The sequence below is a fragment of the Olsenella uli genome (assembly GCF_016899935.1).
GTDB classification, from domain to species: domain Bacteria; phylum Actinomycetota; class Coriobacteriia; order Coriobacteriales; family Atopobiaceae; genus Thermophilibacter; species Thermophilibacter uli_B.
Genome location: NZ_JACJJK010000003.1, coordinates 131,717 through 144,091 on the forward strand (window position 1 = coordinate 131,717; position 12,375 = coordinate 144,091).

12 protein-coding genes are annotated in these 12,375 nt (G+C 66.5%); 10 read left to right on the forward strand and 2 right to left on the reverse strand.

Annotated elements, in window-relative coordinates:
• Window positions 1-41: 41 nt before the first annotated feature.
• The gene (locus tag H6A07_RS03710) at window positions 42-917 is read left to right on the forward strand and encodes an EamA family transporter (RefSeq protein ID WP_204813586.1); all 876 of its coding nucleotides are present in this window, start codon (window positions 42-44) and stop codon (window positions 915-917) included.
• A gap of 35 nt (window positions 918-952) precedes the next feature.
• Here H6A07_RS03710 and H6A07_RS03715 read toward each other — a convergent pair whose 3' ends face one another.
• Both H6A07_RS03715 and H6A07_RS03720 read right to left on the reverse strand, forming a co-directional pair.
• Entirely contained in the window at window positions 953-1,588 is a 636-nt protein-coding gene (locus H6A07_RS03715) for a flavodoxin family protein (protein ID WP_204813587.1), read from the reverse strand.
• A gap of 37 nt (window positions 1,589-1,625) precedes the next feature.
• Entirely contained in the window at window positions 1,626-2,504 is an 879-nt protein-coding gene (locus H6A07_RS03720) for a LysR family transcriptional regulator (protein ID WP_204813588.1), read from the reverse strand.
• A gap of 117 nt (window positions 2,505-2,621) precedes the next feature.
• On the opposite strand from H6A07_RS03720, the gene H6A07_RS03725 reads away from it, so the two are divergent.
• From H6A07_RS03725 to H6A07_RS03765, 9 genes are all read left to right on the forward strand, one after another.
• On the forward strand, window positions 2,622-2,981 hold the full coding sequence (locus H6A07_RS03725) for a cyclophilin-like fold protein (protein ID WP_204813589.1): 360 nt from the start codon (window positions 2,622-2,624) through the stop codon (window positions 2,979-2,981).
• 21 nt (window positions 2,982-3,002) lie between these two features.
• Complete coding sequence (locus H6A07_RS03730; RefSeq protein ID WP_239471043.1) at window positions 3,003-3,725, forward strand: carboxymuconolactone decarboxylase family protein; 723 nt, start codon at window positions 3,003-3,005, stop codon at window positions 3,723-3,725.
• Between the two features lie 49 nt (window positions 3,726-3,774).
• On the forward strand, window positions 3,775-4,194 hold the full coding sequence (locus H6A07_RS03735; protein ID WP_204813590.1) for a cupin domain-containing protein: 420 nt from the start codon (window positions 3,775-3,777) through the stop codon (window positions 4,192-4,194).
• A gap of 28 nt (window positions 4,195-4,222) precedes the next feature.
• Window positions 4,223-5,248: an aldo/keto reductase gene (locus H6A07_RS03740; RefSeq protein ID WP_239471044.1), complete on the forward strand. Its 1,026-nt coding sequence runs from the start codon at window positions 4,223-4,225 to the stop codon at window positions 5,246-5,248.
• 11 nt (window positions 5,249-5,259) lie between these two features.
• Window positions 5,260-6,225, forward strand: coding sequence for an AEC family transporter (locus tag H6A07_RS03745; RefSeq protein ID WP_204813591.1), 966 nt, complete (start codon window positions 5,260-5,262; stop codon window positions 6,223-6,225).
• Window positions 6,226-6,299: 74 nt separating this feature from the next.
• On the forward strand, window positions 6,300-7,844 hold the full coding sequence (locus H6A07_RS03750; RefSeq protein WP_204813592.1) for an RNA-binding domain-containing protein: 1,545 nt from the start codon (window positions 6,300-6,302) through the stop codon (window positions 7,842-7,844).
• Between the two features lie 8 nt (window positions 7,845-7,852).
• Entirely contained in the window at window positions 7,853-8,740 is an 888-nt protein-coding gene (locus H6A07_RS03755) for a MurR/RpiR family transcriptional regulator (RefSeq protein WP_204813593.1), read from the forward strand.
• Window positions 8,741-8,940: 200 nt separating this feature from the next.
• A complete protein-coding gene (locus tag H6A07_RS03760) occupies window positions 8,941-10,821 on the forward strand; it encodes a beta-glucoside-specific PTS transporter subunit IIABC (RefSeq protein ID WP_204813594.1) in 1,881 nt (626 codons plus the stop codon).
• A 74-nt stretch (window positions 10,822-10,895) separates the two neighbouring features.
• Window positions 10,896-12,308 carry a glycoside hydrolase family 1 protein gene (locus tag H6A07_RS03765; RefSeq protein WP_204813595.1) on the forward strand — a complete coding sequence of 471 codons (1,413 nt, stop codon included), beginning with the start codon at window positions 10,896-10,898 and terminating at the stop codon, window positions 12,306-12,308.
• The last annotated feature ends 67 nt before the right edge of the window (window positions 12,309-12,375 follow it).

Here is a 12,375-nt window from a genome sequence, read left to right on the forward strand (position 1 = left end):
CTACAACGGTGCTCGCTGGACACAGGCGAGGGAGGCGCGACATGTGGCTGCTGGCGGCGTGCGGCTCGGCGCTCTTTGCGGGCGCCACGGCGGTTCTCGCCAAGCTCGGCGTGCGCGAGACGGACTCCGACCTGGTGACGGCGCTGCGCACCTGCGTGGTGCTGGCCTTCTCCTGGCTCATGGTGTTCGTGGTGGGCTCGCAGGGCACGCTCGCGCAGGTCACGCCGCACTCGGCCGCGTTTCTCGTGCTCTCGGGGCTGGCCACGGGCGCGAGCTGGCTCTGCTACTTCCGGGCGCTCTCGCTCGCGGACGTGAGCCGCGTGGCGCCCATCGACAAGTCGAGCACGGCGCTCACGGTCCTTCTCGCCATCGCGCTCTTTGGGGAGACGGACGGGCTGCCGCTCAAGCTAGCGGGGACGGCTTTGCTCCTGGTGGGCACGCTTCTCATGGCGGCGGGCGAGAAGGACGACGCGTGCCCGGACGGCGCCCCGTGCGACCGGCGCTGGGCGGTCTTTGCCGTGCTCTCCGCCGGCTTTGCGGCGCTCACGTCGATTCTCGCCAAGGTGGGCGTCGAGGGCGTGGAGTCCAACCTCGCGACGGCGCTCAGGACGGGCGTGGTGCTCGTGATGGCGTGGGCGATCGTGCTCGCGCGCGGCAAGCAGCGCCAGCTCAGAGGCATCGATCGGCGCGAGGCGGCCTTCATCGCGCTCTCTGGTGTGGCCACGGGCGCGAGCTGGCTCTGCTACTACTATGCCATTCAGAACGGCCCCGTGAGCGTGGTCGTGCCCGTGGACAAGCTGAGCATTCTCGTGACGGTGGCGTTTTCCGTGCTCGTGCTGCGCGAGCGGCTGGGCCGTCGCGAGCTTGTGGGCCTCGCGCTCCTGGTGGCGGGCACGCTCGCGATCGCCGCCGCGTGACTCTGTGAATTGGGGACAGTCCCCAATTTACAGACTTACCGGATGAAGTTCGTCTGCTGACCGGTCTCCTGCGCGGGCAGCGGCACGCCCGCCGCGCGGCCCGCCTCCAGGCACTTGAGCATCCACGCCATGTTGCGGCCGAGCTGGCGCATGGTCCAGAGTCCCTCGGCGTCCCGCTCGGTCTCCTCGGCCACGTTGCCGTGCACGTTGTTCCAGTAGCGCGAGCTCACCACCGGCATCTGTGCGATGGTGAAGAACTTGTTGATGTCGTCGAAGGCCGAGGTGGTGCCGCCGCGCCGGGCGCTCGCCACGGCCGCCGCCGGCTTGAACGCGAGCACGTTCTTCTCGCCCGCGCGGCCGTTGCTGTAGAAGAGCCGGTCCATGAAGCCCAGAAGCGACGCCGCCGCGTGCGCGTAGTGGACCGGCGCGCCAAAGACGAAGCCGTCGGCCTCGGCAGCCTTGGGACGGAACTCGTTCACCACGTCGTCGAACGCGCAGCGCCCCAGCTTGGCGCAGCCGCCGCAGGCCACGCAGCCGCCCACGGGCCTGGCGCCGATCCAGAAGATCTCCGTCTCCACGCCCTCGGCCTCCAGGGTGCGCGCCACCTCCTCGAGTGCGCGGTTGGTGCTCCCCGCCTTGTGCGGGCTTCCGTTCACGAGCATGACCTTCATGGGTGCTCCTTTCCAGGGCGAGCGTCTGTTCTCCGCCTCATTTTAGGCTGTCCAGGAACCGGCTCGCGGCATCGCCGAGAGGGACGTCGCGCTTCCAGGCGAGGTCGATGACCGAGACGAGCGGCGGGAAGAGCAGGCGAAACTCCAGCTCCGTGCCCGGGCCCACGGTCGTGAGCCCGTCGAAGGAGAGCATGCGACCCACGCCCTCGCGCACGAGCAGCGCGCCGTTGTAGGCGAGGTTGTACGTCGCCGCGATGTTGGCCTCGGCGGCACGCTCGCCAAACCATGTGGCGAGAAGCCCGGTGAGCTGGTCGCCCTTGGCGTGGCGCTCGGGCACGATGAGCGGCGCGTCGAGAAGGTCGGCGGGGCCCACGGCCTCGCGCGCGACCAGCGGGTCGTCGTCGCGCACGAGGACGCCCCAGGCGTCGGTGGGGGAGAGGCGAAGGTGGGCGTAGCGGTCCACGTCGGGGTAGCTCATCAGCACGGAGAAGTCGTCGATGCCGTGCTCCAGGCGCTCGATGAGGTCCGGCGCGTTGCCGCTGTGCAGGTGAAAGCGCACGCCGGGGTACTTCTCGCGAAAGGCACGCACGTGGCGGGCAATCACGCGCAGGCCCTCGGACTCGCCGGCGCCGATGAAGACGTCGCCCTCCACGATGTCCTCACCGTGCGCGAGGTCGGCTGCGGTCTGGTCTGCGAGGCCTACGATCTCCTGCGCACGTCTCCGCAGGTAGAGGCCCTTCTCGGTGGGCGTGACGCTGCGGCTGTGGCGCTCCAGCAGCGGTGTGCCCAGCTCGCGCTCCAGCGCGGCGATCTGCCGGGAGAGCGCGGGCTGCGTCACGTGCAGCGCCTCCGCCGCGCGCGACATGGTGCCGTGCTCGCAGACGGCGAGGAAGTAGCGCAGCGTGCGGAGTTCCATGGTCCACCTCATTACCAAAAGTAATATCGCAGTATTAATTATAAGCAATTGTTCCTCATCCAGCTTCGTCCGAGAATGTGGAAAAGGGACAGTCCCTTTTCCACGGGGGGGGCGAACGTGAGGGTTGAGCTGTGGATAGGCGAGGTCGTGCTGCCGGTGGAGCTGAACGGGTCCACAGCCGCCCAGGCCTTTGCCACTCACCTGCCGCTGACGCCCCGCATGAGCGTCTCGAGCGTGGGGTGCTGCGGGCAGCTGGGCTTCCCGCTGCCGCACGACGCGACCGACGTCCACCCCGGCTGGTCCGACGGCGACCTCAACTACAAGCCCGAGGGCGACTGGCTCGCGCTCTTCTTTGATGACGAGCGCAACTCCATGCGCTACGGCGGCCAGGTGACGCTGGGCCACGCGGCGGGCCCGCTCGACGCGCTGCGCGGCCTCACGGGAACCCACGACGTTCGCATCGAGCTGAGCGCATAGTCGGTTGAGAGAGGAGCAACAATGTCACTATCTGCAGGCATGACCGAGTTCGAGGGGACCGACCCGGAGTTCGCGGAGCGCTTCGCCTACTTTGCGGGCGAGGAGGTGCCCGGCGAGCCCACGGCCGAGCTCCCGGCGCGCGAGCGCTCCCTCGCGATCCTGGCGGCGCTTCTCGGCTGCCAGGGCGCAGAGCAGTTCCGCGTCACGCTGGCCGAGGCGCTTGACGCCGAGGCCGTCACCCCCGTCGAGGTGCGCGAGGTCGTCTACCAGGGCACGGCGTATCTCGGCATCGGCCGGACCCGCCCGTTCTTCTCGGCCATGAACGAGGTGTTTTCCGAGAAGGGCGTGGGGCTCCCGCTGCCCGCGCAGGGCACCACGACGCTCGAGACGCGCGGCGCCGCCGGCAACCAGAAGCAGGTCGACTACTTTGGCGAGCACATGCGCGAGAGCTGGAAGACCGGCGCCCCCGAGCGTGCCAACGCGAACCGGTGGCTCGCCGAGAACTGCTTCGGAGACTACTACACGCGCGGCGGCCTCTCGGACCTGGACCGCGAGATGGTCACGTTCTGCTACCTCGCGGCGCAGGGCGGCTGCGAGCCGCAGGCCACGGCGCACGCGGGCGCCAACATGAACCTGGGCCGCACCAAGGACTTCCTCTACCGCGTGGTCATGCAGATCCTGCCCTACATCGGCTACCCGCGCAGCCTGAACGCCCTTGCCTGCATCGACGGCGCCGCCAAATAACGTGGAAAAGGGACTGTCCCTTTTCCACATCGAGCAAAGGAGAAGAACCATGAGCGAGAAGAACGACTTCACCCCCATGTTCGGCCTGGGCGACCCCAACGACGCGTACGCGGCCTACTTCACCGGCCAGTCCTACCTGAACCCGCTGACCAGCGCTGCCGAGTGCGGCGTTGGCCTCGCCAACGTGACCTTTGAGCCGGGGTGTCGTAACAACTGGCACGTCCACCACGCAACCAAGGGAGGCGGGCAGATCCTCATCTGCACCGACGGTCGCGGCTGGTACCAGGAATGGGGGAAGGACCCGCAGGAGCTCACGCCAGGCACCGTCGTGGTGATCCCGGAGGGCGTGAAGCACTGGCACGGCGCCGCGCGCGACTCCTGGTTCAGCCACATCGCCTTCGAGGCGCCGGGCGAGAACTGCACGAACGAGTGGCTCGAGCCCGTCACCGACGAGCAGTACCCGGCGTAGGACATCTCAATTGGCAGGAGGGTTGTACATGGCAGACATGACCTACACGACGCTCGGACGCTCGGGCATCAGGATTCCGCGCCTGTGCATCGGCGGGATGAGCTTCGGCGCGCCCTCGGCGGACTTCCACCAGTGGACGATCGGCCCGGACGAGACGCGCGCGGTGATCGCCCGCGCGCTCGAGCTGGGTGTGAACTTCATCGACACGGCCAACTGCTACGCGCACGGCACGAGCGAGGAGTACATCGGGCAGGCCCTGCGTGACCTGGGCGCCCCGCGTGACCAGGTGGTCCTGGCGAGCAAGGTCTTCTTCAACGAGGGCGGCCTCTCCCGCGAGGCCATCAACCGGGAGATTGACGGCACGCTGCGCCGCCTCCAGACGGACTATCTCGACCTCTACATCATCCACCGCTTCGATTACAACACGCCCATCGAGGAGACCATGGAGGCGCTCGACGGCCTCGTGCGCGGCGGCAAGGTGCGCGCTCTGGGCGCGAGCGCGATGTACGCCTACCAGCTGCACAACATGCAGGTCGTGGCCGAGCGCGCGGGCCTCACGTCCTTCTCGTCCGCCCAGATCCACTACAACCTCCTCTATCGCGAGGACGAGCGCGAGATGATTCCCGTCTGTCGCCAGTTTGGCATGGCGCTCACGCCGTACAGCCCGATGGCGTCCGGGCACCTGTGCCGCCCCACCTGGGACTCCACGTCCAAGCGCTCGACGACCGACGCCACGATGCGCAACAAGTACGACGCCGACCGCGAGCGCGACCTGCCCATCGTCGCGCGCGTGGCCGAGCTGGCCGAGCGCCGCGGCGTCCCCATGTCGCGCATCGCGCTCGCGTGGCACTGGGCGCGCGGCGTGGAGGCGCCGATCGTGGGCTGCTCCAAGCCCGAGCGCGTGGACGACGCGGTGGCCGCGCTCGACGTGGCGCTCACGGCAGACGAGGTCGCCTACCTCGAGGAGCCGTACACCGCGCACGAGCTCGTGGGCCCGGCGGCCCGCCCCGGCGAGAAACCCCTTGCCGGCACCACGAACCCCAACGCAAAGTAGGCTCGCTGCGCATGGATATCCTGACCGTCATCGGGAGCATGGGCTCGCTCGTGCTCGTGACGCTCGTCGGCTACGTCGCGGCACGGGCTGGTTTTCTCACCTCGGAGGTGCGCCCCAAGCTCTCCGCGCTCATCTTCAACGTGACGCTGCCGTGTACGATCCTGGCGTCGGTGGGCGAGGTCGACAGCTCTGCGGGCACCGAGCAGATCACGTGGTCGTTCATCCTCGGCACGGCGCTCTTCTTCGTGATGCTCGCCGCAGCGGCGCTCGCGTGTCTCGTGCTGCGGGCGCCACGCGGCGAGTGGCCGCTCTACCTCTTCATGGGCGTGCTCACCAACACGGGCTTCATCGGCTTTGCCGTGCTCGAGTCGCTCTTCGGCGGCGGGTCGGTCTTTCTGGGGAGCATCTTCATCGCGGTCTCCAACGTCTTCCTCTACAGCATCGGCGTCGGGGTTCTGACCTCGGGTTCCGCAAACGATAAGGACGGCGAGAAGGACGCGGCGCCCGCGCGCCCCTCTCACCTGGCGGGCATCCTCAAGAACGTCCTCAACGTCCCCATGGTCGCGAGCGTCATCGCGCTCGCCGTGTTCTTCTCGGGCGTGGCCCTGCCCGGCCCGGTGGCCCAGGCCGTTGACATGGTGGGCGGCGCCACGTCCCCATTGGCCATGATGCTCGTCGGCCTTGCCATCGCCGAGGCTGACCTGCGGCGGGTGCTGGGCAACTGGCGCCTCTGGGGCTTCTCGGCCATCCGCTTCCTGCTCGTGCCGGCGGCGTGCTACCTGCTGCTGGCCCCAGTGGTGCCGGACGCGCTCTCGCTCGGCGTCTTCATCGTGATGCTCGCCATGCCCACGGGCTCGATGGCGGCGGCGATCGCCTCCACGTACGGCCGTCCCGGCGAGCTGCTCTCCCAGGGCACCATCGTCTCCACCATCGCGTCGTTCGTCATCGTCCCCGTGCTCATGGCGCTCATGGGCTGAGTTTGGGTGGGAATTGTTGTCCGGTCGCGACGATACAATGTCCCCATGACAGGTGCCTGAGGATGCGAGGACCCATGCAGCTCTTGGAGTTGGCTCGTTACAGGGAGAACTATCGTCTTGAGGCAAAGGCGGCGAGGGGCGGCTTGCCTCGCAGCGTTTGGGAATCATACTCTGCTTTTGCCAATTCATCCGGCGGGCTCATCCTGCTTGGTGTGGAGGAGCGTGCGGACGGAACGCTCGTGCCCGTGGGGGTGTCCGATGTCTCGCGCCTGCTTGACGACTTCTGGAACACCGTCAACAACGAGCAGAAGGTGAGCGTCAACGTTCTTCTTGACGAGGACGTCCGGGTGTTCGAGGAAGACGGCGTGAGGATCATTGCCATTGAGGTCCCGAGGGCCAACCGTCGCGTGAAGCCCGTCTATCTGAACGACAACCCCAAGCGAGCGTTTAGGCGCAACCATGCAGGTGATTACCTCTGCTCGTACGAGGAGATTCAGTCCATGATGCGTGACGCCGCTGCGGAGACGCAAGATGCCAGGATTCTTCCTGACACCCCGATGGAGCATCTGGATGCTGCGACGATCGAGCGGTATCGGATCCGGTATCGCCAGGAGCACGAGGGACATGTCTGGAACTCCTACGAGGACGACGCCTTCCTCGAGAGCATCGGTGGTGCCGCGCGGGACGAGAGGGGCGCGCTTCACCCAACTGCCGCCGGACTTCTTATGTTTGGGCAGGACCGGTGGATCATCCTCGAGTTTCCGCACTACTTTCTTGACTATCGTGAGGAAACGGACGCATCGCTTCGCTGGGTCGATCGCTTTACCTCACAAGATGGGGACTGGTCGGGAAACCTCTTCGACTTCTACTATCGCGCGTACAGCAGCATGAAGCAGGCGCTCAAGGTGCCGTTCAAGCTCGAGGGCATTCATCGCGTGGACGACACCCCGGCGCATGTGGCTCTGCGGGAGGCACTGACCAATTGCCTCGTCAACGCCAACTACTACGAGCGGCGTGGTGTGGTGTGCGTGCGCGGAGAGGAGAGTCTCTCCATTGCCAATCCCGGGGACTTTCGCATGGACATCGAGGACGCGCGCAGGCCGGGAGCCTCTGATCCGCGCAACGAGACGATCCTGAGGATGTTCTCCATGGTGAAGGTGGGGGAGCGTGCGGGCAGTGGGCTCTCCAAGATTTACGCTGGCTGGGCGGATGCGGGATATGCCGAGCCGTGCTATGAGGAGGAGTTTGGCCCGGATCGGACGGTGCTTAGGTTGCCACTGGCGGGGGTGGAGACTTCCGCTGAGTATCTGACGATTAGATCTGCCGAAGCGGACAAGAATCTGCCGAAAATAGAAGTATCTACCGAAAAAAACCGGCAGATACTATCGGTAGATAGAAGAAAAGAGGTGTCTCTATCCAAAGGGAGGGAGAGCCTTGAGAGAGTGTATTCGGTGCTTGTGAGCCTGGGCGAGGCAAAAACGGTACAAATCGCATCTGAGGCCGGGCTAAAGATATCTCGGACCAACGAGCTTCTCCGTCGATTGGTCGATTCTGGCCGCGTAATCGCTGAGGGGTCGGCGCGCGCCCGTACCTACCGCATTGCTCCGCGTGACAGCTAGGAGTTCCCATGTATCTCATCCACCGCATCGAGGAGCTTGCCGCCACCTACGAGGACTCGCGACGGACTATCGCAGAGTTCGCCCTGAGCGAGCACGCGCGGCTGCCCGAGCTCACGATCGCGGACGTCGCGCGCGAGACCTACACCTCAAAGGCCTCGGTCACGCGCTTCGCCAAGGCGCTCGGCTTTGACGGCTGGCGTGAGTTCCTCCGCGAGTTCGTGCGCGAGGACGCCTTCGAGCGCCAGCATGCGCAGGACGTGGAAGTGAACTTCCCCTTCACCGCGCAGGACCCGGACGCGCGCATCCTCGAGAACATCGGCAATCTCATGGCGGAGTCCGTGGCGGCGACTTACGCCCAGCTCGACCGCGGCATGCTCGCCATGGCGGTGCGCCACCTGCAGCGCGCCGAGCGCGTCTGGGTCTTCGGACGCACGCCCAACCACTACTGCGGCGAGTCCTTCTGCCGCAAGCTCCTTGCCATCGGCAAGCAGGCGACGGCGGTGAGCCCCGGCGACATGGGCATCGTGGCGCGCAGCCTCGGCCCGGACGACTGCGCGATCGTCATCTCCTACTCGGGCAACAACGCCGACGCCAACCCCATGGCGCAGGTCGGGGCGATGATCGCCAACCGCGTGCGGCTCATCGCGCTCACGAGCGGCGGCAACAACTACCTGCGCAAGACCATCCCGTGCGTGCTCACCATCGCCTCGCGCGAGCGCCTCTACACCAAGATCGCCAACTTCTCCACGGAGGAGTCGGTGAGCTACCTCCTGAACGTCCTGTTCTCCTGCTATTTTGCGCGGGACTACGAGAAGAACCTCCAGACCAAGCTCGTCGGTGGCCACGCGCTCGAGGAGGAGCGTCTCGCCGTCCTCAAGGAGATCTCGGAGCGGTGAGGCACCGCCCGCCGATCGCCGGAACTGCCCGTCGGCGAGCGGCAAAGTTTCATCCCGTTTCACGTTCCAGGCCGCCCGTCCTTCTCGCCGTGAAACCTCGTTTCATCATTCCCGGAAACTATTGAGGCTATCTACCAGCGCTTTTATCGTCTCCCTCAACACGGTGCGGCACGGGCCGCGCCCAGACGCAAGGAGGGACCATGTCCAAGAAGTACGAGGGCCTCGCGCGGGACATCGTGCGGCTCGTGGGCGGGAAGGAGAACGTGACGCAGGCGTATCACTGCCAGACGCGCCTGCGCTTCACCCTCGCCGACGAGGGAAAGGCCGACGAGGAGGCCATCAAGGCGCACGACGGCGTCGTGGGCGTCATCCATGGCGCGGGTCAGTTCCAGGTGTGCATCGGCCCGCACGTCGCCGACGTCTTCGAGGAGGTTGAGAAGCTCGTCGACACGGGCGAGAAGGACGCCGAGCCCCCGGCGGAGAAGAAGGGCGCCTTCGACCGGGTGATCGACTTCGTGGCCGGCACGTTCCAGCCCATCATCCCGGCCCTCTCCGGTGCCGGCATGGTCAAGGCCGTGATGGCGCTGCTCACCACCTTCGAGCTCATCAGCACGGACTCGCAGACCTACCAGATGCTCAACATCTTTGCGGACGGCGTGTTCTACTTCCTTCCGATGCTGCTTGCCTTCACCGAGGCGCAGAAGCTCAAGTGCAACCCGATCCTCGCCGCCGGCGTGGCTGCGATGCTGCTCCACCCCAACTGGAGCGCCTTCGTGGCGGCGGCCGAGCCAGTGAACTTCTTCGAGGTCATCCCGTTCACGCTGGCAAGCTACGGCAGCAGCGTCATCCCCATCATCCTGATCGTGTTCGTCCAGTCCTTCGTGGAGAGGTGGCTCAACAGGCACATCCCCGCGTCGGTGAACCTGGTCTTCGTCCCCATGCTCACGTTCCTCGTGATGGGCACGCTGGCCTTCTCCGTCCTCGGCCCCATCGGCTACATCGTGGGCGAGTGGCTCAGCGTCTTCTTCACCTTCCTCGCCGAGAACGCCGCGTGGGTCCCGGCCGTGCTCATCGGCGGCCTGTGCCCGGTGATGGTCATGTTTGGCATCCACAACGGCATCGCCCCGCTCGGCCCCATCCAGATGGCCGACCTCGGCTACGACTCCATTTGGGGCCCCGGCAACATCGTCTCCAACATGGCCCAGGCCTCGGCCGGCCTCGTGGTGGCGCTGCGCTCCAAGAAGGACCGCAAGGTCGCCATGCCCGGTGCCATCACCGCCTTCATGGGCATCACCGAGCCCATCCTCTACGGCACCAACCTGCCCAAGAAGTACCCGCTCGTGGCTGCGATGATCGGCGGCGCGTGCGGCGGCCTCTACGCCGGCCTCACGCAGACCCACCGCTTTGCCACCGGCTCCGGTGGCCTGCCCGCGGTCCTGCTCTACATCGGCGACGGCACCATGCAGCACCTGATCAACATCATCATCGCCATGGTCATCGCCGCCGGCATCTCGGCCGCCCTCACCTTCGTCCTCTACGGCCACTTCGAGAGGGGCGACGAGCCTGTGGCCGAGAAGGAGGCCCCCGAGCCCGCCGCCTCGGCTGCTCCTGCCGCGCCCGTGCTCGCCAGCGGTACGCTCGTGGCGCCGATTGCCGGCGAGGTGCTTCCCATGGAGCGCTGCTCCGACCCGATCTTCGCTGGCAAGGGTATGGGCGACGGCTGCGTGGTCGTGCCCTCGGACGGCGCGCTCGTCTCGCCCTGCGACGGCACCGTGAGCCTCGTCGCGGACACCGGCCACGCCGTGGGACTCGTCTCCGACCAGGGTGCCGAGATCCTCATCCACATCGGCATCGACACGGTGAACCTCGCCGGCAAGCCCTTCGCCGCCTACGTTAAGCCGGGGGACCGCGTGAGCGCTGGCCAGCCGCTCATGGACGTCGACCTAGAGCAGATCAAGGCGGCCGGCCTCTCGACGGAGACCATGGTCATCGTGACCAACACGCCGGACTTCTCCGCCGTCTTCACGACGGCCTCCGGTACCGTCGCCGCCGGTGACGAGCTTCTGGACCTCAAGGCCTAGCCGGGATGTGGAAAAGGGACAGTCCCTTTTCCACATCCCATCCCGTTCTTCTCGCCAAAGAAAAAGGAGCAACCATGTTCTACAAGGACCTCAAGCCGTTCCCCGAGGGCTTTCTCTGGGGCGCCTCCACCTCCGCCTACCAGGTCGAGGGCGCGTGGGACGAGGACGGCAAGGGCATGAGCCTGCAGGACCTCCACGAGCCGCCCGCCGGCGTCACGGACTTCAAGGTCGCGAGCGACCACTACCATCACGTGGAGGAGGACGTGGCGCTGATGGCCAAGCTCGGCCTCAAGGCGTATCGCTTCTCCATCAGCTGGTCGCGCGTGGTTCCAGATGGCTTTGGCGAGCCCAACGAGGCGGGACTCGCGTTCTACGACCGCCTGATCGACGCCCTCACGGTGCACGGCATCACGCCGGTGGCCACGATGTTTCACTTTGACCTGCCGCTCGCGGTGCACGAGCGCGGGGGCTGGGCCAACCGCGAGGCCATCGACGCCTTCAAGCGCTACGCACGTCTGATCTTCGAGCGCTACGGAGACCGCGTGAAGTACTGGCTCACCATTAACGAGCAGAACGTCATGGTGATCCACCCCAACGCGATGTACCCCGCCGCGATGGGTGTGCTTCCGGAGAAGAAGAACCTCTACCAGCAGAGCCACAACATGTTTGTGGCAAGCGCCAAGGCCACGCTGCTGCTTCACCAGATGTGGCCGGACGCCAAGATCGGTCCCGCGCCCAACATCACGGCCATCTATCCTGCCACGTGCGACCCGGCGGACGTGGTGGCGGCTGACAACTGGGAGTCCATCCGCTGTTGGAACTACCTCGACGTGGCGTGCTTTGGTCGCTACAACCCCATCGCTTGGGCGTATATGGTTGAGAAGGGCGTGGCGCCGGAATTCGCCCCCGGCGACGCGGAGCTGCTCGCCGCCGCCAGGCCGGACTACCTGGGCGTGAACTACTATGCCACGGCGACGGTCGCCGCCGCGCGCAACGACGGAACCGACTGCGCGCCTCGTGCCGGCGACCAGCAGGTCATGCTAGGCGAGGAGGGCGTCTACCGCAGCGCCACCAACGAGCACCTCACCGCCACGGAATACGGCTGGATCATCGACCCGATCGGCCTGCGCACCACGCTGCGCCGCGTGGCGAGCCGCTACGGCCTGCCGATCCTCGTCACCGAGAACGGCCTCGGCGCGCGCGACGAGCTCACGCCTGACGGCCACGTGCACGACCCGTATCGCATCGACTATCTGCGCCGCCACTTCGAGCAGGCCCAGCTTGCGCTGACCGACGGTGTGAACCTCATCGGCTACTGCCCGTGGAGCTTCATGGACCTCGTGAGCACGCACCAGGGCTACGGCAAGCGCTACGGCTTCGTCTACGTGGACCGCGGCGAGGAGGACATCCGCTCGCTCGCCCGTATTCCCAAGGACAGCTTTGCCTGGTACCGGCATGTGATCGAGACCAACGGGGCTGAGCTGTAGTAGCGCCTTGCCTGTGCCAGCGCCGGGCGCATCTTTCGTGACACAAATCCCGAGTTACGCGCGCTGA